Below are 21,860 nucleotides of genomic sequence, written 5' to 3' on the forward strand. Positions count from 1 at the left end.
TTTTCGATTGCCCGTCTAGGTTGTTTTCAGCATCTCGCAGCCATTTGCGTCGATGTACATGAAAAATTCAAAAAACTGCGACGGACAACGCGATGAAAAAATTAGTTACAGCATTTGTCGGTTCCCTGGCTCTGGCCACTGCACCCGCAGCCTTTTCAGCGGACGCCACCAAGGAACTGAAAATGGCGTACGACGCCGACCCGGTTACCCTGGATATTCATGAGCAGCTGTCTGGCGGTATTCTGCAGCTCTCTCACATGACCTTTGATCCGCTGGTTCGCTGGACCAAAGATCTGGGCGTTGAGCCCCGCCTGGCCGAAAGCTGGGAACGTCTGGACGACAAAACGGTTCGTTTCAAACTCCGTGAGGGCGTCAAATTTCATTCTGGCAATGAGCTGACCACCAAAGACGTTGAATTCACCTTCAACCGTCTGAAGCAGAGTCAGGATTTCAAGGCGATCTTTAAGCCGTTCAGCGGCATTAACGTGATCGACGACTACACGTTTGAACTGGTTACCAGCGAGCCCTATCCGCTGCTGCTGAACACGGCCACCTACATCTTCCCGCTGGACAGCGAGTTTTACAGCGGCAAGACCGAAGACGGTAAAGACAAGGACGCCATCACCAAGCACGGCAGTTCTTTTGCGTCCACCAACCTGTCCGGCACCGGTCCCTACACCGTCACCGAGCGCAAGCAAGGGGTTCGCGTTGAATTCGAGCGCTTTGACGACTACTGGGACACCGAATCCCCGGGTAACGTCGGCAAGATCGTGATGACCCCGATCAAGGAAAACAACACCCGCGTATCGGCCCTGTTGTCAGGCGGTGTGGATTTCATCGCACCAGTGCCGCCGAATGACCTGGAGCGTATCCGCAACGACAAGGACACGCAGCTGGTCACCATGAGCGGTACCCGCATCATTCTGTTCCACATGAACCAGGAACGTGTCGAGGCCTTCAAGAACCCGAAGGTACGCGAGGCCATTGCCTACGCTGTTAATCAGGAAGGCATTGCCGCAAAGATCATGAAAGGCTTTGCGACCCCTGCCGCGCAGATGTCGCCAGCAGGCTACCAGGGCCACAATGAGTCGCTCACGCTGCGCTTTGATGTGGCTAAGGCGCAGCAGTTGATGAAGGAAGCCGGCTACGAGGATGGCTTTACCATCACGATGATGGCGCCCAACAACCGCTATGTGAACGACGACAAGATTGCTCAGGCAGTGGCAGCGATGCTGGCGCGGATCAATATCAAGGTGGACCTGAAGACACTGCCAAAAGCGCAGTATTGGCCCGAGTACGATAACCGTGCTGCGGACATGATGATGATCGGCTGGCATGCGGACACCGAGGATTCAGCGAACTTCTACGAGTTCCTGACCTTCTGCCCGGACGCCGAGACCGGCTCTGGCCAGTACAACGCAGGCAACTACTGCAACCCGGAAATCGATGCTCTGGTGGACAAGGCCAACGTCGAGACCGACCTGGACAAGCGCGCAGCCATGCTGCAGGAAGTGGAGCAGCGTCTCTATGACGAGGCGGCCTTCATTCCGCTGCACTGGCAGGACCTGGCCTGGGCGTCGAAGAAGAACGTGATGATTGAGCCGGTGCTTAACGTCATGAACTTCCCGTACCTGGGTGACCTGGTCGTCAAGTAAATCGTCAGCACGCAAAGTCAGGCCGGCCCGGAGCTTTGCCGGGCCGGCCTTTTGTTTTCAAGCCAATTCCGGAAATAGTCCATGCTAGCGTTTTTGGTACAGCGGGTGTCGCAGGCACTGCTGGTCATGTTCGTGATCAGTGTGATCGCCTTCGCCATTCAGGATGGGTTGGGAGATCCGCTTCAGGAAATGGTCGGTATGTCCGTGTCCGAGGAGGAGCGGGAGGCCATTCGTGAAGAACTCGGTCTGAACGATTCGATGGTGGTTCAGTACCTGAGATTTGCCGGTAATGCCTTGCAGGGCGACCTGGGCAACTCGTATTTTTTCAGCAAGCCAACGCTGGAAGTCATCGCTGAACACCTGCCAGCCACACTGGAGCTGGTGATCGGTGCCAGCCTTATTATTATTTTTCTGTCTGTGCCCATCGGCGTCTATGCGGCGATCCGGCCCCAGGCATGGCTATCCAAATTCTTTATGGGCGTGAGTACGGTCGGTATTTCTATTCCGGTCTTTCTCACGGCCATTGTGTTAATTCAGTTGTTCTCCATTGGGGTGACGGTCACGCTGTTTCCTGCCGATACGGGCTGGGGCCAGTGGCTGAACGACGCTTTGTCCACCGATGGCGGTATGCCGTCTTACGGTCGCGGCGATGACCTGACTCATTTGTTCGGTACCTGGGAATCCAACTTTTTCACCGCCGGTGGACTGTCCCATCTGATCCTGCCGTCGGTGTCACTGGCGTCGATCATGTTGCCGCTGTTCATTCGACTGATTCGTGCCGAAATGATGGAAGTGCTGCAGAGCGATTACATTCGTTATGCGCGGGCCAAGGGCCTGAGTGCTGGCCGGGTCAACTTCCTGCACGCCCTGAAAAACACCATGCTGCCGGTGATCACCGTCGGCGGTGTGCAGATTGGCATCATGGTTGCCTACACCATTCTGACCGAGACCGTATTCCAGTGGCCCGGTGTCGGGCTGATGTTCCTGGAAGCCATCACTCGCAGCGATATTCCGCTGATCGTGGCCTACCTGATGGTGGTCGGGCTGATTTTCGTCGTCACCAATACCATCGTTGATCTGATCTACGGGCTGGTGAACCCCACTGTGAAACTGACAGGTAAAAAAGCATGACAACGGCAACGGTTTCCCGCTGGGACCGCTTCCGCGAGTCCTTCTTCTGGTACAGCTTCAAACGTGACAAGGTGGCCATTGCCAGCTTCATCGTGCTGCTGTCGATGGTCTTGTCGGCCATCTTTGCCCCCTTGCTGGCGCCGACCGACCCTTACGATCTGGCGCAGATCAATATCATGAACTCGGAGCTGCCACCGGTGGGCATGAACGGTGCGGACGAGGCTTTCCCGCTGGGCACCGATGCGCAGGGCAGGGATATGTTGTCCACCATTCTCTATGGTACCCGTGTGTCGCTGATGATCGGTTTTGGTGCCGTATTGTTGCAGGCTGTGTTGGGCATTCTGTTTGGTCTGCTGGCCGGCTACCTTGGCGGCAAGGTCGACTCCGTCCTGATGCGTATTGCCGATGTGCAGCTTTCCTTTTCCACCCTGATGGTCGCCATTATTGTGGGTGCCGTGTTCAAGGCCAGCTTCGGCAATCTGATGTTTGGCGAGATTGCCATTTACATGCTGATCTTCATCATCGGCGTGGCGGAGTGGCCGCAGATTGCCCGTACTGTGCGGGCCTCGGTTCTGGCAGAGAAGAAAAAAGAATACGTCGATGCTGCCAAGGTGATGGGCTTCGGCACCGGTCGCATCATGTTCCGGCACATTCTGCCCAATACCCTGTCGCCGATCTTTGTCATCGCCACGGTGCAGATTGCCAACGCCATCATTTCCGAGGCGGCGCTGTCGTTTCTTGGTTTGGGTATGCCCGAAACTCAGCCCTCGCTGGGATCGTTGATCAAATCCGGTTTTGACTATATCCAGAGCGGGTCCTGGTGGATTACGTTGATTCCCGGCCTGGTGCTGGTGGTTCTGGTACTGGTGATCAACCTGCTTGGTGACTGGTTGCGGGATGTCATGAACCCACGGCTGTACAAGGGATAACGCCATGGCACTTTTGGAAGTTAAAAACCTGGACGTGCGGTTCGCAGTGCGTGGCGGTGATCTCACTGCGCTGCGAGGCATCAGTTTCGAGCTTGATAAGGGCGAACGTTTAGGGCTGGTCGGTGAGTCCGGTGCCGGTAAATCTGTAGCCGCGTTTTCGATCCTCAATCTGATTGCCCGTCCGGGCTACATTGCAGGCGGGCAGATTCTGTTTGAGGGAAAAGACCTGGCGGCGATGAGCGAGCGGGAGCTCCGCAAGATTCGTGGCAATCGCATCGCGATGATTTTTCAGGACCCGATGATGACCCTGAACCCGGTGCTCACCATTGGCACGCAGATGGTCGAAGCGATTCAGGCCCACCGCAAAACCAACAACAAAGAGGCGCGATCCATTGCCCTTAGCAAGCTCCAGAAGGTTCAGATACCGTCGCCGGAAAAGCGTTTGGATCAGTACCCACACGAGTTGTCTGGTGGTATGCGTCAGCGGGTGATCATCGCCATTGCGTTGTTGCTGGACCCTGAAATCATCATTGCCGACGAGCCCACGACCGCTCTGGATGTGACCATTCAGGCGGAAATCATGGCGCTGCTGCTGGAGCTGTGCGAGCAGGACAACGTGGCGCTGATGTTGATCACCCATGACCTCGGTGTGGTCTCTCAGGTCACTCAGCGCATGCTCGTGATGTATTCCGGCCGCATTATTGAACAGGGCCCGACCCGTGAAATTATTAACGATGCGCAGCATCCCTACACCCAGGGGCTGATCAACGCTCTGCCTCAAATGGGTGAGCCGGGGCAGAAGCTGTTCCAGATTCCCGGTTCCATGCCGTCTTTGAAAAATGTGCCATCGGGCTGTCCGTTCCATCCGCGCTGCAGTTTTGCCACCGACCAGTGCCGGCAGGTCATGCCTGAGTATGTTCGGTCCGGCAATGTGGACGTGGCCTGTTACGAAGTCAGTAATCTTATAGAGCAGGAGAAACGCATGCAGGAGGCCGGATCATGACCTCCCCGTTGATGAGTATTCGCGGCCTGGAAAAGAAGTTTGATCTGTCCGGCAGCCTTCTGGAACAGCTCCAGTTCGAGGGTGGTCGTCTTCGCCGCAAACAGGAAGCCGTCCACGCCCTCAATGGCGTTGATCTGGAAGTCCATAAGGGCGAGGCGCTGTGCGTGGTGGGCGAGTCCGGCTGTGGTAAATCGACCGTTGCTCGCACGGTGATGGGCCTGTTGTCGCCAACGGCGGGGGAGATCCACTACGACGGCGAGCGCATTGACCATCTCAGTGGCAAGCAGGTGCTGCCATACCGCCGCAAAATGCAGATGATCTTTCAGAACCCCTACGCGTCGCTGAATCCCCGTATGACGATCCAGCAAACCCTGGAAGAACCGATCCGGTTCCACCATCCGGATTGGAAAACGGATCGGGTCAAGGCCAAGGTGCAGGATGTGATGCAATCCGTGGGCATTGATGCCGATTGGGGCAGCCGGTTTGGTCATGAATTTTCTGGTGGTCAACGTCAGCGCATTGCCATTGCCCGCGCGCTGGCAGTGGATCCGGAGTTCATCGTGGCAGACGAACCAATCTCCGCTCTGGACGTGTCCATCCAGGCTCAGGTGCTGAACCTGATGATGGAAGCGCAAGAACAGCGGGGCCTGACCTACCTGTTCATCACTCACGACCTGGCGGTGGTGGAGCATTTCGGTACCCGAGTGGCGGTGATGTACCTCGGCCGGGTGTGTGAGCTGGCGGATACCAGAACTCTTTTCTCCAACCCGCGCCATCCCTATACCCAGGCGTTGCTGTCGGCGATTCCGAAACTGGAAGATGACCGACCAAACCATATCCGTTTGCAGGGCGAGGTACCCACACCAGTGAACCTGCCCTCCGGGTGCGTGTTCCATGGCCGCTGTCCCTATGCCAACGAACGGTGCCGAACGGAAGTGCCTGCGTTGATTACCACGGACGGTGGCACTCAGGTGGCCTGTCACGCGGTCGAGGAAAATCGCTTGTGAGTAGGTGGCAATCGAGATCTTCTGGCAGGGAGTTTGTGAGCTAGAATGGTCACTTTGACTGCCCTTGAAGTTGCTGGGCGGTGTGACCTGTGAAGGACTGGAATCTGTATGGAAGTTCGCTGGCTCGAAGACTTCATGGCGTTGGCCAGAACGCGCCATTTCTCGCGTGCGGCTGAATTGCAGCACGTGAGCCAACCTACGTTCAGTCGGCGCATCAAGCTGCTGGAAGAAGCCATGGGTTCAACGTTGATCAATCGGCAAACATTGCCATTATCGCTGACCCCCGCTGGTGACATGTTTCTGGAATTGTGTGAACGGATCACCCGTGATGTGAGAGACGTAAGAGATCGCATTGCGGCTCTGGACGCAGAGGAATCCGCGCGAATCAGTGTGGGGTCGACTCAGGGCCTGTTTTCCCACTTCTACAACAGCTGGGCCAGCGATGCGGGCGTGGCCGAGCGCCTGCAGCTGAACCTGAAAGCCACCAACTGGGTCGGCGAACAGTTTCTCGATGCCCTCGAGGCAGGGGAATGCGATTTCGTGCTGTGTTACTGGCATCAGGATCTTCCCTGGGGAGATCGGCTGGTGTCCGAGAAGTTCGAGTGGCTGGAGCTGGCCCGCGAGACTCTGGTGCCGGTCAGCGTCAGTCAACCGAGTGGCGAGCCTCGTTTCGCGTTGCCGGGCACGCCCGAGCAACCCTTGCCGTTAATTGCCTATCACCCCCGTGGCTTTCTGCAGTCGGCCATCGAAGGCCATGTTGCAAGGCTTTCACAAACGGCTAATTTTCTGCCGCTGAATGAAAATACCCAGTCCGCAGGGGTCAAGGCGTTGATCAAACAAGGGTTTGGAATGGGCTGGCTGCCCAGCCGCATGACCGAAAAAAGCGAGCAGTATGGCAGCCTGGTGCGGGCCGGGGATCCGGTCTGGGATGTGCCGCTGCAAATCAGACTGATCCGGCTGCGGGACTCCCGATCCGACGACCTTTTAACTCTCTGGAATCAACTGGAGCAACACCATGCCTGAGCACGGCCTGCTGAACTTGCAAATTGACCATCTGGATGAGCTTCAGCGCCGATATGAAAGCGCGCTGAACGAGCATGGCTTTGACGGTGTGCTGATTGCGTCCGGCGCGGCGCCCTATCGCTACGGGGATGATCAACGATGGCACTTTCAAGGTTACGGTCCGTTTCTGCACTGGACCGGTCTGACCGGTCGCGAGCACAGTTGGTTGCTGATTCGCACAGGGGAGACCCCAATCCTCTGGCTGCATGAGCCGGTGGATTTCTGGCACGCCACTCTGCCCCGGCCAGAAGAACCCTGGCTCGAACGCATGATCGTCCACACTCTGGCAGAAGCCGAACCGCCTTCTTTGCCCGCCTGCGGCGAACTGGCCGTTCTCGGCGACCCGGCGCAGATCGGCTCCGTGCCCGGCAATCACAATCCGGAGGCGTTAATACAGACCCTGAACGAAACCCGGGTTCGCAAAACCGCTTATGAAGTCGAGTGCCTGGCGGAGGCCAATCGACGGGCGTTAAAGGGCCATGAGGCTGCCCGTAAGGTGTTCCAGGAAGGCGCCAGTGAATTCGAGATCAGCCTGGCCTATCAGCAGGCCACCGGGCAACGGGAGGCGGATGCGCCCTATCACAGCATCATTGGCGTTAATGCCCACGCCGGGACGCTTCATTATCAGTATTACGATACTGCCCGCCCGGACGCCTCCAGAAGCCTTTTGATCGATGCTGGTGTGCGCTATCGCGGTTATTGCTCGGACATCACCCGCACCACCGCGGGTGAGGGCGAGCGCCGGTTTGCAGCTCTGATCCACGGCCTGGACCAGCTCCAGCAGCGCCTCTGCACCATGGTAACGCCGGGTACCGATTACGCAGACATCCACCAAAAAGCCCATCAGGGCGTGGCGGCGCTTTTATCCGCCTCAGGCCTGGTAACAGGTCTGGATGACCAGGTCATGGTGGATGAGGGCATTACCCGGGCTTTCTTTCCTCATGGCGTCGGCCATTTTCTGGGGGTGCAGGTGCATGACGTGTCGGGTAAACCCAAGCCTGCGTCAAAAGATTCACCGAATCTGCGAATGTCTCGCCAGCTGGAGGAGGGCATGGTGGTCACCATCGAACCGGGCCTCTACATCATTCCTTCGTTGCTGGATCCCGTATTGGAAGGGCCGTTGGGGAAACACATTGATACCTCTCTGGTCGCTGAGCTTCGTGGCTGTGGTGGCATACGCATCGAGGACAACGTGGCAGTGACAGTGGATGGTCCTCGCAATCTGACACGCGGGTAACAAAAAAGTGAGCTGGGTGGTTGCAAAACCAAGTGTGAATGACAATAATTATCACTAACTTTCAGCAATCAAAGATGCCTGCTTATGTATGTTTGTCTTTGTCACGGTGTGACCGACCGGGAAATTCGCGAAGCGGCTGACAACGGAATCAGCTCCATGCGTCAGTTGGGTAAAGAGCTTGGCGTGGGCACCCAATGTGGTCGATGTGCCTGCACCGCGCGTGAGATTCTCCGCGAGAGTCGCACACCGGATTATCTGGCCATGGCAGACATGCTGGCTGTACCCGCCTGACCAACCGGGCCAGTCCCGTAAAGGGGGCTGGCAAAGGTTGTTTTTTCTTTCTCTCCTCGCATTCTGTTCTTATTTGCGATTTTTTCTTTCATCGCGAACCGTTATTCTCTTGATACTAAAAGCTGGCAACCCGGCTTTCCGCGAACATGTTAACTCGATCTATAAGGGAGTTTCGTTATGAAAGGCGACAAGAAGGTCATCCAGTTCCTCAATAAGGTCCTCGCAAACGAACTCACGGCAATCAATCAGTATTTTTTGCATTCGCGGATGTACAAGGACTGGGGCATCACCAAGCTGGCGGACAAGGAATATGAAGAGTCCATTGATGAAATGAAGCATGCTGACATGCTGATTGAGCGGATTCTGTTCCTCGAGGGCCTGCCGAACCTGCAGGATCTGAACAAGTTGCTGATTGGCGAAAACGTCGAGGAGATGATCGACTGCGATCTGAAGCTCGAGATGATTGCCCATAAGGATTTGAAAGAAGCAGTGATTTACTGCGAGCAGGTTCAGGATTTCACCAGCCGCGAACTTTTCCGCCACATTCTCGACAGTGAAGAAGAGCACATTGACTGGCTGGAGACTCAGCAGGAAATGATCAGTCAGATGGGTATTCAGAACTATATCCAACTTCAGTCCAGCCCAGCGGAGTAATTGTCAATGACAATGGATCTGTCGTGCTTTAAAGCTTATGACCTGCGCGGGCGCGTGCCCGACCAACTAAACCCGGAACTGGCCGAGCGTATCGGTCGGGCCTACGTCGAAGTGACCGGCGCAAAGCGCGTAATCGTCGGTTACGACATCCGCCTTTCCAGCCCGGAGATTGCCGAGGCGCTGAGTGCCGGGCTGATGGCCGCCGGTGCCGACGTGTTTGATATTGGCCTGGGCGGCACCGAAATGGTGTATTTCGCCACCAGCCATTTCGACATGGACGGCGGCATCATGGTGACGGCCAGCCACAATCCCAAAGATCATAACGGCATGAAGATGGTCGGCCCCCAATCCCGGCCCATCAGCTCGGATAACGGTCTGAATGACATCCGTGATCGGGTCCTGGAGCCTTTCGAGGATGCACCGACGCCGGGTAAATCCGAACCACTTGAGGTCATGACGGCTTACATAAAACACCTGTTGGGCTACATCGACTCGACGTCACTCACCCCGATGACCTTTGTGGTGAACGCCGGAAATGGTGGGGCGGGGCTGGTGATCGACGAAATCGAGCAACACCTGCCGTTTGAGTTTGTCAAAGTGCACCACGAGCCCGACGGGCACTTCCCCAACGGCGTACCCAACCCGATCCTTCAGGAAAACCGGGAATCCACCGCCGAGGCAGTGATCGAACAGTGGGCTGCGATGGGTATCGCCTGGGATGGCGACTACGACCGTTGCTTCTTCTTCGACGAGAACGGCCGCTTTATTGAGGGTTACTACATCGTCGGCCTGCTGGCAGACCAGTTCCTGAGAAAAACCGGAGGCGGTAAAGTCATCCACGACCCACGCCTGACCTGGAACACTCTGGATCTGGTGGAGGCGGCGGGTGGTGAGGCCATCGAAAGCAAAACTGGCCACGCTTTTATCAAGCAGCGCATGCGCGACGAAGACGCGGTTTACGGCGGGGAAATGAGTGCCCATCACTATTTCCGGGATTTCGCCTACTGTGACAGTGGCATGATTCCCTGGCTGCTGATTGCCGAGCGCCTTTGCCAGTCCGGTCAGACTCTGTCCTCACTGATTGATGCCCGCATCGAAGCCTACCCGGCGAGCGGTGAAATTAATCGCACTATCGAGAACCCGGCGAAGGTGATTGGTGCGATCGAAGCGGCCTATGGCAAAGACGCCAAAAGCGTCAGCCACGTGGACGGCGTCAGCATCGAATTTGACGACTGGCGGTTTAACCTGCGGATGTCCAACACCGAGCCGGTGGTTCGACTGAATGTGGAGTCTCGCGGAGATATTCCGTTGATGAAGGCAAAAACCGAAGAGTTGCTGGCCGAAATGGAAAGACTGGCGTCATAGCCAGTCTTTCAACATGATTCCGACGCCAATCCGCTGTACGCGCTGGTTGTAGTCAATCAGGCTCTCGCCATAGCCATTGTAGTAATGGATGTAGCCTTTCATCGTGTCGCCCATCGGGAAGCTGTAACCGAGCTCTACCGACGTCTTGTTGTCCGAGCGCAGATTGTTCATCAGCTTGAGAGACAGCGTGCGGTTTTCGCTCCAGCGGTAGATGGCCAGGTAATTGGCGTGGCCCAGGTAGCGCTCAATATCCGCATTGTCGTCTTCGCTGGCGCTCTCCGGCATTCGATACCAGGGTTGCAGGACAAACAGCCAGCGGCCATAGCTGTAGGCAGCAGAGGCGGTAACACGGTTCCAGCTCCGAGATCGTGGCTCTGACTGACCATTGGATTCGTGATTGAATCCCAGTGTCACGCCATTCAGCTTGCCCGGGCCGAAATCGTAGTTGGTTTCATAACGCACGAAGAGTTCCGGTTCGTAATTCGTCTCCCGGAACGGCGCTGAATCGTCCGTGTTATAAACCTGCCAGAAAGATTTCTGGGTATACCCGAACCAGAGGGTTGTGCGGTCATCCAGCATGCCGGTCAACAATGGCACTTTGAAGCTGATCTGATACTTGGCCTCCTGGTTGTCCAGAGGGTAATCGTACTGCGCGACACCGGTTCTGGGGCTGACAGGCTGGCGGTTGGCATTTTTAAGGTAGCTGAACGGCAGGATGTACATCGGGCGGTGCCCCACAAAGCCCCCCGAAAACGAGAATACGGCCTTTTCCGCAGCAACGTACTGGTCGACCAGTGAAGCCATGACGTCAGAATCTCCGCCTTCTTCGCGGCCCGGCAATGCCGGATTCGTATCAGCAAGGGTCTCCATTCGATTTTCCGATTGGTAAGCCCTGTCCTGCGAGGGCGCAAGCATACGATCGTAACAGGCCAGGCGTTCTACGCCGTTTTCAACGTCAGTGCAGATCTTGAGTTTTGCCGGAGGTTCTTCGGGCGGCGTGGACAATCTCGCTGATTGGCCATGCGCCAGGGTTGCCCCCAGTAATATCAGCAAGGCTGTCGCAGGTCTCAACGGACAGCTGAAAAAGTTGTGATCCATGCGGTGTAAATCCTCAGGCAGACGAAAGGCTCATCCACGTGTTGGCAATGCCGAATGCCCAGACGCCTAGAAGAGTGATGACCAGCAAGGAAAACACAATTTTATGACGAACTCTGCGTTCTGCGGCCGCCGCCACGACCCAACGTAAATACATCAGCCCGATGAAACTGATAAACACCGCCAGGCTTGCAGCGGCGGGAATCAGCAGCCACGCAGGATTCAACGGCTCGCCGGTGTCAGTCCGGCTGGAAAACCAGCCCATGGAAATCAGGAGCACGGCTAAGGCCGAGAATTCCAGAATTAGCAGTGGTTTGCGCCAGCGTTGGACAGGATTCGTTTCTGGCATACGGAGTTCCTTGAAAGCAAATTGCGTCGGGATTGTACGACGTGATGACAGGAATGGTACCTGTATTTTCGGCTCATTTTGCCATTTGGTTTTTTTGCCAGGCTGCAATCGCTATAATGCCCCCAATTCGATTTTTATAACGCCCAATTATTGAGGTGACGTGTGATGATGAAAACAGTTGTGGCAAAAGCCCTGGCGGTTGTTTTGCTTGGCTTCGGCCTGACAGCCGGTGCCGTAATGGCAAGCGTTGAAGATGAAATCCGTTCGCGCATTGCGCCAGTCGGTACCGTATGTGTTCAGGGAGAAGACTGCGGTGAATCTGCAGCTCCGGCGCAGACGGCAAGCTCTGGGCCACGCTCCGGGAGTGAAGTATACAGCTCTGCCTGTGCTGCCTGCCACGATACGGGCGCTGCCGGTGCCCCGAAGAAAGGTGACGCCGGTGCCTGGAGTCCGCGCATAGACAAGGGTCTCGAAACGCTGGTAACACACGCCATCAATGGCTTTAACGCCATGCCGGCGAAGGGCGGTTGCGGCAACTGTTCAGATGAGGAAATCGAGCTGGCTGTGGAGCACCTGGTAGAAGCCTCCCAGTGACGTTGGTTCTCAACAGCACCGAACAGCCCCCGTCTTCGGGGGCTTTTTTATGGGCATGTGTAAACGCTACCGGTTTATCGGGACGTCTGTGAGCGTCCCGGCCGCTGCTAACGTGAGATTAATTGCCCAGGTCCCCTAGCAGCGCGCTCAGCGTGGCCTTGCCTTTTTTCTGGTTGGCTTCCAGATCCAGATCGCCGGTACCTTCCCAGCGCAAGTCATCTTCCGGCAGTTCATCCAGGAACCGGCTGGGAATGGTTTCGAGCTTTTCCCCGTACTGTTTGCGCTGTGCGGCGTAAGTCAGAGTCAGGGTTTCCCGGGCGCGGGTAATGCCCACGTACATCAGGCGGCGTTCTTCTTCGATGTTGCCTTCTTCAATGCTGCTTCGGTGTGGCAGGATTTCTTCTTCCAGCCCCATGATAAACACATGCGGAAATTCCAGGCCCTTGGACGCGTGCAGGGTTAGCAGTTGCACCTTGTCGCTGTCGTCTTCCTCTTCCCGTTGTTCCATCAGGTCGCGCAGTATCAGTCGGCTGATGGCATCTTCGATACCCATTTCATCCGCCGTGCCTTTGCCGTCATCCAACATGCGCTGAACGGACTCCACCAGGTACCAGATGTTTTCCATTCTCCGCTCTGCCTGTTTGGGTGAGCCAGAATGGAGGTGAAGCCATTCTTCGTATTCAATGTCGGTGAACAGCTGCTTGATGACAGGTATCGGGTCCTCGCTGTGCAGGCGTTCACAGGTAGCGTCGACCCAATGGGCGAAGCGTCGCAAACGGTCCAGGCCCTTTTCAGTCACGTGGGTTTCCGCACCCATGTCGCTCAGGGCTCTGAACAGGCTGACATTGCGGGAACGGGCATAGTGGCTCAGCTGCTCCAATGTGCGGGGGCCGATCTCGCGGCGGGGGACATTCACCACGCGTAGAAAGGCGGCGTCGTCATCCGGATTGACCAGCATACGCAGGTAGCCCATGGCGTCCTTGATTTCGTTCTTGGAGAAAAACGACTGTCCGCCGGAGATCCGATAGGGTATCTGATAGGCCTGCAGCTTCACTTCCAGCAGGCGGGCCTGATGGTTGCCACGGTAGAGCACGGCGAAATCCAGAAATCTGAGGCCTTTTTTCAGTTTTTGGTCGAGGATTTCGGTGGCTATGCGTTCCGCCTCTGCATCTTCATTGCGACAACGCACGATGCGCAATTCGTCACCCGTGGTGTGGTCGCTCCACAAGGCTTTTTCGAACACGTGGGGGTTGTTGGCAATCACTGTGTTGGCGCAGCGCAGAATGCGAACCGTTGAACGGTAGTTTTGCTCAAGTTTGACGATCTTCAGGCTGGGGAAATCTTCCTTTAGTTGCGCCAGGTTCTCTGGCCGAGCGCCACGCCAGGCATAGATAGACTGGTCGTCGTCACCCACCACCGTAAAAGCGGCGCGCTCGGCTACAAGCAGTTTGACCATCTCGTACTGGCACAGGTTGGTGTCCTGATACTCATCCACCAGCATGTACCGGATTTTCCGGCGCCATTTCGCCAACACTTCTGGTTGACTCTGAAAAAGCTTCACCGGCAGCAGAATCAGGTCGTCAAAATCCACCGCATTGTAGGCTTTCAGGTAGTCTGCGTAGTGTCGGTAAATAATGGCAATGCGTTGTTCCCTTTCATCAGCCGCTTTGCTCAGGGCCTGATGAGGGTCGCGCATGGCGTTCTTCCAGGACGAGATGGTCATCTGTACGTCAGATAGCTCATCACCGGCATCGGCACTCGCTTCTCGCATCATCAGGTCCTGAAGCAGGGCCTTGGCATCGTCGGCGTCGAATATCGAGAAGCCGGGGTGGTAGCCCAGATGCTCATATTCCTCTCGTATGATATTGAGGCCGAGATTATGGAACGTGGACACGATTAACCCGCGAGTGAGCTTGCGATCCACCAGCCGGCCCACGCGTTCTTTCATCTCTCGTGCGGCCTTGTTGGTAAAGGTGACCGCGGCAATGTGCCGCCCGGGAATGCCAAGTTGCTCAATAAGATAGGCGATCTTACGGGTGATTACGCTGGTTTTACCGCTGCCGGCACCGGCCAGGACAAGCATGGGCCCATCTGCATAACGTACGGCTTCACTTTGTCGGGGGTTAAGTTGATTTACCATGAAGGCGCCAGCCGGGGAAAAGGAACAAATTTCGCGCTTCCGATTCTACACCACACAGCGCTGCTGTACCTTCCTGATCTATAGGCTATCCTTATGTGAACGGAAATGGCGGCTTTTGATGAACAGGACGTTTTGTTGATGACTGTGGTACCCACAGAGGCCAACGTCAGCCAGGTAAGAATCCTGGTGCTGACTACAGAACACGCTGATTTGCTATGGCTCGGTGCGCTTTTGGCCGGAGATCTGGAGATGCAGGCGGATCTTACCTGGTGTCCGGACCTCGTGGATTGCGACGATCTTGTCCGCAATACCTCTTATGACCTGATTATCTGGGACTGCATTTTTCACAGTGGATCAGAATCCTCTTTTCTGCAGTACCTCACGGTGTCCAGTGGCGAAAAGCCCATCCTCGCCATCAGTGCTGAGCCCCACGCAGATCGCGGGGTTGAGCTATGCCGGCTTGGCGCTTCCGATTACCTTAGCCGCAGCAACCTTGATCGTTGGGGGCTGCGTCGAGCGGTTCGCTGTCTATGGTATCGGCAGCAGTTGTCGGAATCGGCCCATGGCCAATTGGGTCGTGATGTTGCGACGGGCTTCATCAATCGGGACCTGTTCTTCGATCGCTTGCAGAATGCGCTGATTCGTGCCAAGAGTGCGTCTCAGCGTCTCGCGCTTCTGCATATCAATCTCGATGATTTCCGCAGTTTTAATGAGTCGTTCGGTTACCGGCAGAGTGATCTGTTGATGATGCGTCTGGCTGAGAGGCTCAGATCAGAGCTTCGCCGGGCAGATTCGTTGATGCGTATTGGTGGTGATGAGTTCGCCATCATCATTGAAAGAGTGGACGACGCCCTGGATGTTGCCCACGTGATCCGCAAGCTGGTTACCGCTATTGGTGAGCCAGTCAATGTTGGCGGTCAGTCGATTGTGGTCAGCGCCAGCCTTGGTGTTGCAACCTACCCGGAAGCGGGAGACAGCCCCGAGAACCTGCTCCGTCGGGCGAACCGGGCCATGTTTGAAGCCAAGCGGGATCCCGGAACCAGCTATCGTTACTATGATCGGGAACTTCACATTACTGCTGGTCATCAGCTTCGGCTGGAGGCGGACCTGCGCAATGCCCTCCGGGGTAATGAGCTGGAACTGTATTATCAGCCCAGAATTGACCTGGCGACCGAAGAAGTTCGCGGGGTGGAATGTCTGTTGCGCTGGAACCACCCCGAGCGGGGTCTGGTCGGGCCGGATGAGTTTATCCCGGCGGCAGAGCATAGCGGCCTGATCGTTCCGATTGGTTACTGGGTCATCGAGCAGGCCTGCAAGCGGTTGCAGGAATCCGGCGAGCTTGGCCATCCGGGGCTGGTGTTTGCGGTGAACCTGTCGTTCCGCCAGTTCCACGACCGCAAGATGACCGAAACCATCTTCCGCATCATCTTCAATGCCAATATCGACACCAGTCTGCTGGAGCTCGAGCTTACCGAGAGCGCCATGATGCACGACCCGGAATACGCGCAGCGCTGCCTGCGTGAGCTGAATCAGCTGGGCATCAGTTTTGCGCTGGATGATTTCGGGACCGGGTTCTCGTCCCTCAGCAACCTGCAACATCTGCCCATTTCGCTGGTGAAAATCGACAAGTCGTTTGTTCAGGATCTGGGTCGCTCGGCGGACGCCGAGCACATCATCAAGGCCATTATCAGCCTGTCTCACAGTTTGCAGATCAGTGTGGTGGCAGAGGGCGTTGAGACAGAGGGGCAACTGGAGTTCCTGCGCCAGCAGCATTGCGATGAAATCCAGGGTTACTACTATGCGCGTCCGATGCCCTGGGAACGCCTTGTCGAATTCCTGAACAACCGCGACAAGGCCGCTTGCCTGTGACAAAAAGCCACTGTACCTTTGCGCTCTGAACCAATGCATCTGAAGGGTAGAATGACGAGCGCGATGAACAGTATTACCAGCCGCATTGCCGAAGAACTGGGCGTAAGAGAAGACCAGGTAAAAGCCACCGTTGGACTTTTGGATGAGGGCGCAACGGTTCCGTTCATCGCCCGCTACCGGAAAGAGGTCACCGGTTCGCTGGACGACAGCCAACTGCGAACTCTGGAAGATCGCCTGCGGTATCTGAGGGATATGGAAGATCGCCGCGCCACGATTCTCAAGAGCATTGAAGAGCAGGGCAAGCTGACCGACGAGCTTCGAGCCAGCATTGAGACAGCCGACACCAAGAATCGCCTTGAAGACCTCTATCTGCCCTACAAGCCCAAACGTCGTACCAAAGCCCAGATTGCCCGTGAGGCAGGCCTGGAGCCGCTGGCGGACACGTTGTATGACGACCCCACCCAGGACCCGGAAAACACAGCTGAGAGCTATCTGAACACCGAGGCCGGTATCACCGACGCCAAAGCGGCGCTGGATGGTGCCAGGGCGATCCTGATGGAGCGTTTTGCAGAAGACGCAGAGCTGCTGGGTGATCTTCGCGATTTCATCTGGCAACAGGGTCAGCTCAAGGTCACGGTGATTGAAGGCAAGGAGAACGAGGGCGCCAAATTCCGGGATTATTTCGACCACGTTGAACCGCTGAAGAAAGTGCCCTCACATAGGGCGCTGGCCATACTACGCGGTCGAAATGAAGGAATCCTGACTTACACGCTGGTTGTCGGTGATGCGGAAGAAGATCGTCGCCAACCGCATCCGTCAGAACAGCGCATCGCCGCCCGCTGGCAGATACGTGATCAGGGCCGGGCAGCAGATCGCTGGCTGTCAGAGGTGGTTCGCTGGACCTGGCGGGTGAAACTGTCGACCCAGATAGAAACTGATCTGATGGCCCAGGTCCGGGAATCGGCGGAAAATGAAGCCATCAACGTATTTGCCGCCAACCTTAAAGATCTGTTGCTGCTGGCGCCCGCCGGCCCGAGACCGACGCTTGGTCTGGATCCCGGTCTGCGCACAGGGGTCAAAGTCGCCGTGATTGATGGTACCGGCCAGGTGGTCGGACATGGCGGTATTTTTCCCCACGCGCCACGCAATCAATGGGATCAATCCATCGAGCAGCTGGCCAAATGGTGTCGAGACTACAAGATCGAACTGATTGCCATCGGCAACGGGACGGCGTCCCGCGAGACCGAAAAACTCGTCGCAGATCTGTGCAAGCGATACCCGGATCTCAAGCTTGCGCGAATCGTGGTGAGTGAATCCGGTGCGTCGGTGTACTCGGCGTCCGAATTTGCGTCTCGCGAATTGCCGGATCTGGACGTGACCATTCGCGGTGCTGTGTCCATTGCCCGCCGATTGCAGGACCCTCTGGCCGAGCTGGTAAAAATAGAGCCCAAGTCCATTGGTGTCGGGCAGTACCAGCACGATGTGTCCCAGGTGCAATTGTCCCGCAGTCTTGATGCGGTAGTCGAAGACTGTGTAAACGGTGTGGGCGTTGATCTGAACACCGCGTCGGTGCCCCTGCTGTCCCGCGTGGCGGGGCTGAATCAGAGCATTGCCTCTAATATTGTCGATTTTCGCAATCAGAACGGAATGTTCGAGAGCCGCAAGCAGTTGTTGAAGGTGGCCCGTCTGGGCGATCGAACCTTTGAACAGGCGGCGGGCTTCCTGCGTATCGCCAGCAGCAACAATCCGCTGGATCGCTCCTCGGTGCATCCGGAAGCCTACGGCGTTGTCGAAGCCATTGCGGCTAAGAACAACCGAAAAGTGGAGGGCATCATTGGCGATGCGGCCTTCCTTAGATCATTGAATGCCCAGGATTACGTCACCGACAAGTTCGGCCTGCCGACCATAAAGGACATTCTCGCAGAGCTTGAAAAACCCGGGCGCGACCCCAGACCTGAATTCAAGTTCGCCAGCTTCGAAGAAGGCATTGAAACACTGAGCGATCTCAAGCCCGGTATGGTGCTGGAGGGTTCTGTCACCAACGTTACCAACTTTGGTGCTTTTGTGGATATTGGCGTTCACCAGGATGGCCTGGTGCATATTTCTGCCTTGTCGAATACCTTCGTAAAGGACCCCCGTGAAGTGGTCAAAGCAGGGGACATCGTGAAGGTGAAGGTCATGGAAGTGGATATCCCCAGAAAGCGGATCGGTCTTTCCATGCGCATGGATGATCAGCCGGGTGGGAAGAACGACAAACATGCTCCGGCCGGAAAGCCCAAAGCGGCATTCGCTGGCAAGTCGTCCGGTGGCGGTGGCCAGCGCGCTGGCAAGCAGGATCAGCAGGGTGCAATGGCGGGAGCGTTGGCGCAGGCGTTGGCGTCGGCCCGTAAAGACGGCCGCTGACGGCCAGTACCACAAACGATACTGATGGGGCCGGGCAGTCCGGCTCTGTCATCGCAGGAGTGACCCATGGGGGAATCCCGCCATCAACTGTTTCGCCAGTTCTCGGCCAGTGAATGGACCGGTTTCAGAAAGGGCGTCGAGAAAGAAGGCCTGCGGGTCGATCGTAATGGGTTCATCGCTCAGACACCCCATCCGAAGGCCTTGGGCTCAGCTCTGACCCATCCCAGAATAACCACCGATTATTCGGAAGCGCTTCTGGAGCTGATAACGCCGGTGTTTGATAACACGTCAGACATGCTTGCTTCCCTTCGCGATATCCATGCTTTCGTGCAAATGAATTTGGGCGACGAACTCTTCTGGCCATCCAGCATGCCCTGCGAGCTGGACGGCGATGCCAGCATCCCGATCGCCGAATACGGCACGGCGAACATCGGCCGGCTCAAGCACGTGTATCGCCAGGGTCTCGCGGTTCGCTATGGGCGGATGATGCAGAGCATTGCCGGCGCCCACTACAATCTTTCTCTGCCGGATGAATTCTGGCAGCTCTGGCACGAGCGCCTGGGCAGCCAGCAGAGCCTGAAAGACTTCAAGTCTGATCAGTACTTCTGGTTGATCCGCAATTTCCGCCGTCGCAGCTGGTTGCTGATGCTTTTGTTCGGTGCGTCGCCGGCTCTGGATGCCAGCTTTGTGAAAGACGTTCGTCATGAACTGGCCAGGTTCAGTGATGACACCTGGTACGGTCGCACGGCGACGTCTTTGCGCATGGGGGATCTGGGGTATCACAACAATGCCCAGTCGTCGCTCAATATTTGCTTCAATGAGCTGGATACCTACACCCAGACACTCGCACGAGCCATTCACACACCCTGGCCAGAATACGAAGCCATTGGGACGCGGCGCGGCGACCAGTTTATTCAGATCAATACCAGCGTCCTGCAGATTGAAAACGAGTATTACAGTGCCGTGCGGCCAAAACGAACCACGCAGCGGAACGAAAAGCCCATCCAGGCTCTGGAATCCCGGGGGGTGGAGTACATCGAAGTGCGCTGCCTCGACCTGGACCCGTTTTCAGCGGCGGGCGTCAACGAAAGCCAGATCGATTTCCTCGATCTGTTCCTGATGGATTGCTTGCTGTCAGACAGCCCACGTATTGACGATGCCGAATGCGATCGCCTGGATGATAATTACCAGGATGTGGTTGCCTGGGGCAGGGATCCCTCGCTCACGCTATGCCGACGGAGCGAGCGGGTCGGTGTCGGGTTAGCGGCCAGCGCCCTGATGGACGACCTTGAGCCACTTGCCGAGCAGTTGGATAGTCTTTGCGGATCAGATACCTATCGACGCGCCTTAAAAACGCAGCGTGACAAACTGACCAACCCGACCCTGGTGCCGTCGGCCCGAGTGTTGTCGGACATGGAAACTGCCGGGTTGGGGCACCGCGAGTGGGGGTTGTCTGTAGCGGCGCAACACCAGCAGGCTCTGCGTAAGGAAGGGCTGTCCCAGCACATGATGGCAAGCTTTAAGGCCATGAGCGAGGACTCTCTGAAGGAACAGGCAGAGATGGAGAAGGCTGATAATCAGCCGTTTGACGAGTTCCTGGCAAAGTATCTTGAGAGCTAGCGCCTATTAGTGGAAGTGCTCCACAGAATGAGAAAAAAGCGTTTGTCACGCTTTGTGGCCGCTGTTAGTTTTTGTAAAAAGCTGTTCACGGTTTGTTGCAGCAACCAACGGTGGAGGACAGAACATGGCCAGGGACCTCAAGCTAGGATGGGACGTCGAGGCTCTGAACAAGGCCTACCGTCAGGGGTACATGGCCGCCAACATGGGTATGCCGCGCGATCGCTGTCCTTACCGTGGCGAGGTGGTTGTTGCTGCCTGGGAAGCGGGTTGGGAAGATGCAGATCTGGTCGCCCGGCAAACCCGCCCCGACGACGATTTTCTGTCCAACATCGCCTGATCGGCTAACGCTGAACGACGAACTCGGTAAACAGCACGTCGGTGACCTGCTCGTCGGTCTGTTGCTCCTCAAGCACCTGATTGATTCGTTTCTTTGCCTCTTCCCTCAGTGCCTTCTGTCCGTTGCTGCTCGTCATCGCGTCTACATCGGTTTGCTCACCAAACAGCATTACCAGTTCATGGCGAAGCCTTGGCATATGGGTTTCGATCGCAGGGCGTGTGCTAGGGCTGGATGCACGCAGTGTGATGGCGGCTTTCAGGTAGATCAGTGATTCGTCCGGTGTGCCAACGTGGGTCACGAAAGGTGGGTCCATGGCAATGTAGTCAGTGACCGCCTTATTTTCCGATTCTTCTGTTTGCTCTTCGGCCTGCTCTTCGTTTTGCTGTTCCTCATCTTCTTCCTGAGCATGGCCAGTTTGTGACAATGGCATAAGCAGAGCGAGAATCAGCAGAAAGCGCTTCAGGTTGAGAGTCATAGGCTTGAAGTTCGTTTTGGTTTGCGGTTAAGTGACTGAGCTTCGGATAAAAGCCACGCTATCCGGAGAATAGCAGGCTCTTTCGCCACTTGCAGCCCGTATCCTGTCCAGAGGGGGTCCTTTGAGTTCCAGACTGATATTTTTCCTGATTTTCTTGCTGTGTGCCGGCCTGCTGGGTGTGGCTTTCTACATGGAATACGTGATGGGGCTGGAGCCCTGCCCATTGTGTTGGCTACAACGGTTCGGGTTTATGGCGGTAGGACTGGTTGCGCTTGTTGCCGCCCTGCACGGACCCGCCTCGTTTGGCATCAGAATCTACGGCTTTTTGATGGTGTTGGGTGCGGGCGCGGGTCTCGGGGTGGCGGGCCGTCAGCTTTGGCTGCAGAGTCTTCCTGCGGATCAGGTGCCGGCATGCGGTCCGTCTGTGGACTATCTGCTGGAAGTGTTGCCGCTGATGGAAGTGTTGACCACGGCTCTGAAAGGCACCGGTGATTGTGCCGAAGTGACCTGGCGGTTTCTGGGATTGAGTATCCCCGGCTGGACATCGGTGTTTTTTGTGCTGGTTATCCTGGTAGGCCTGGTGCTGATGTTCCGTTCACCCAAAAAACCGCCAGGCCCGGACTGGATCAGCCGATGAAACGGTT

General features: G+C 56.4%; 20 protein-coding genes. 16 read left to right on the plus strand and 4 right to left on the minus strand.

Features of this window, described 5'->3' with window-relative positions; translation table 11 throughout:
* The first annotated feature begins 92 nt into the window (after positions 1-92).
* The 10 genes from QLQ17_RS14525 to QLQ17_RS14570 all read left to right on the plus strand — a co-directional run bounded on the left by QLQ17_RS14525 (position 93) and on the right by QLQ17_RS14570 (position 10,334).
* Positions 93-1,655: an ABC transporter substrate-binding protein gene (locus QLQ17_RS14525; protein WP_283210331.1), complete on the plus strand. Its 1,563-nt coding sequence runs from the start codon at positions 93-95 to the stop codon at positions 1,653-1,655.
* 81 nt (positions 1,656-1,736) lie between these two features.
* Positions 1,737-2,786 carry an ABC transporter permease gene (locus QLQ17_RS14530; protein WP_283210332.1) on the plus strand — a complete coding sequence of 350 codons (1,050 nt, stop codon included), beginning with the start codon at positions 1,737-1,739 and terminating at the stop codon, positions 2,784-2,786.
* Entirely contained in the window at positions 2,783-3,715 is a 933-nt protein-coding gene (locus QLQ17_RS14535) for an ABC transporter permease (protein WP_283210333.1), read from the plus strand. Before QLQ17_RS14530 ends, QLQ17_RS14535 begins: the two co-directional genes overlap by 4 nt.
* 4 nt (positions 3,716-3,719) lie before the next feature.
* Complete coding sequence (locus tag QLQ17_RS14540) at positions 3,720-4,718, plus strand: ABC transporter ATP-binding protein (protein ID WP_283210334.1); 999 nt, start codon at positions 3,720-3,722, stop codon at positions 4,716-4,718.
* Complete coding sequence (locus tag QLQ17_RS14545; protein WP_283210335.1) at positions 4,715-5,725, plus strand: ABC transporter ATP-binding protein; 1,011 nt, start codon at positions 4,715-4,717, stop codon at positions 5,723-5,725. The genes QLQ17_RS14540 and QLQ17_RS14545 overlap by 4 nt, the downstream gene beginning before the upstream one ends.
* A gap of 108 nt (positions 5,726-5,833) precedes the next feature.
* On the plus strand, positions 5,834-6,748 hold the full coding sequence (locus QLQ17_RS14550) for a LysR family transcriptional regulator (protein WP_283210336.1): 915 nt from the start codon (positions 5,834-5,836) through the stop codon (positions 6,746-6,748).
* The gene (gene pepQ, locus QLQ17_RS14555) at positions 6,741-8,024 is read left to right on the plus strand and encodes a Xaa-Pro dipeptidase (protein ID WP_283210337.1); all 1,284 of its coding nucleotides are present in this window, start codon (positions 6,741-6,743) and stop codon (positions 8,022-8,024) included. The genes QLQ17_RS14550 and pepQ overlap by 8 nt, the downstream gene beginning before the upstream one ends.
* An 84-nt stretch (positions 8,025-8,108) precedes the next feature.
* Positions 8,109-8,315, plus strand: coding sequence for a bacterioferritin-associated ferredoxin (locus QLQ17_RS14560; protein ID WP_283210338.1), 207 nt, complete (start codon positions 8,109-8,111; stop codon positions 8,313-8,315).
* 177 nt (positions 8,316-8,492) lie between these two features.
* On the plus strand, positions 8,493-8,969 hold the full coding sequence (gene bfr / locus QLQ17_RS14565; protein WP_283210339.1) for a bacterioferritin: 477 nt from the start codon (positions 8,493-8,495) through the stop codon (positions 8,967-8,969).
* A 12-nt stretch (positions 8,970-8,981) separates the two neighbouring features.
* Entirely contained in the window at positions 8,982-10,334 is a 1,353-nt protein-coding gene (locus tag QLQ17_RS14570; protein ID WP_283210487.1) for a phosphohexomutase domain-containing protein, read from the plus strand.
* Here QLQ17_RS14570 and QLQ17_RS14575 read toward each other — a convergent pair.
* The gene (locus tag QLQ17_RS14575) at positions 10,329-11,432 is read right to left on the minus strand and encodes a phospholipase A (protein ID WP_283210340.1); all 1,104 of its coding nucleotides are present in this window, start codon (positions 11,430-11,432) and stop codon (positions 10,329-10,331) included. The two genes, QLQ17_RS14570 and QLQ17_RS14575, sit on opposite strands and share 6 nt — an antisense overlap.
* Positions 11,433-11,445: 13 nt before the next feature.
* Positions 11,446-11,778 carry a hypothetical protein gene (locus tag QLQ17_RS14580; RefSeq protein WP_283210341.1) on the minus strand — a complete coding sequence of 111 codons (333 nt, stop codon included), beginning with the start codon at positions 11,776-11,778 and terminating at the stop codon, positions 11,446-11,448.
* A 165-nt stretch (positions 11,779-11,943) separates the two neighbouring features.
* Between QLQ17_RS14580 and QLQ17_RS14585 the strand changes: the two genes are divergently transcribed.
* Entirely contained in the window at positions 11,944-12,372 is a 429-nt protein-coding gene (locus QLQ17_RS14585; RefSeq protein WP_283210342.1) for a c-type cytochrome, read from the plus strand.
* A 118-nt stretch (positions 12,373-12,490) separates the two neighbouring features.
* On the opposite strand, the gene rep is transcribed toward QLQ17_RS14585, so the two are convergent.
* Complete coding sequence (gene rep / locus QLQ17_RS14590; protein WP_283210343.1) at positions 12,491-14,512, minus strand: DNA helicase Rep; 2,022 nt, start codon at positions 14,510-14,512, stop codon at positions 12,491-12,493.
* Between the two features lie 138 nt (positions 14,513-14,650).
* Between rep and QLQ17_RS14595 the strand changes: the two genes are divergently transcribed.
* From QLQ17_RS14595 to rmf, 4 genes are all read left to right on the plus strand, one after another.
* A complete protein-coding gene (locus QLQ17_RS14595; RefSeq protein ID WP_283210344.1) occupies positions 14,651-16,381 on the plus strand; it encodes a GGDEF/EAL domain-containing response regulator in 1,731 nt (576 codons plus the stop codon).
* Positions 16,382-16,444: 63 nt separating this feature from the next.
* Positions 16,445-18,784, plus strand: a complete 2,340-nt coding sequence (locus tag QLQ17_RS14600; protein WP_283210345.1) for a Tex family protein — start codon at positions 16,445-16,447, stop codon at positions 18,782-18,784.
* A 66-nt stretch (positions 18,785-18,850) separates the two neighbouring features.
* Positions 18,851-20,404: a glutamate--cysteine ligase gene (gene gshA, locus QLQ17_RS14605; RefSeq protein ID WP_283210346.1), complete on the plus strand. Its 1,554-nt coding sequence runs from the start codon at positions 18,851-18,853 to the stop codon at positions 20,402-20,404.
* A gap of 124 nt (positions 20,405-20,528) precedes the next feature.
* On the plus strand, positions 20,529-20,741 hold the full coding sequence (gene rmf / locus QLQ17_RS14610; RefSeq protein ID WP_283210347.1) for a ribosome modulation factor: 213 nt from the start codon (positions 20,529-20,531) through the stop codon (positions 20,739-20,741).
* A 4-nt stretch (positions 20,742-20,745) separates the two neighbouring features.
* Here rmf and QLQ17_RS14615 read toward each other — a convergent pair whose 3' ends face one another.
* On the minus strand, positions 20,746-21,216 hold the full coding sequence (locus tag QLQ17_RS14615; RefSeq protein WP_283210348.1) for a flagellar basal body-associated FliL family protein: 471 nt from the start codon (positions 21,214-21,216) through the stop codon (positions 20,746-20,748).
* Positions 21,217-21,337: 121 nt separating this feature from the next.
* Between QLQ17_RS14615 and QLQ17_RS14620 the strand changes: the two genes are divergently transcribed.
* A complete protein-coding gene (locus QLQ17_RS14620; protein ID WP_283210349.1) occupies positions 21,338-21,853 on the plus strand; it encodes a disulfide bond formation protein B in 516 nt (171 codons plus the stop codon).
* Positions 21,854-21,860: the final 7 nt, after the last annotated feature.

Source organism: Marinobacter sp. CHS3-4, assembly GCF_030053415.1.
Lineage (GTDB): Bacteria > Pseudomonadota > Gammaproteobacteria > Pseudomonadales > Oleiphilaceae > Marinobacter.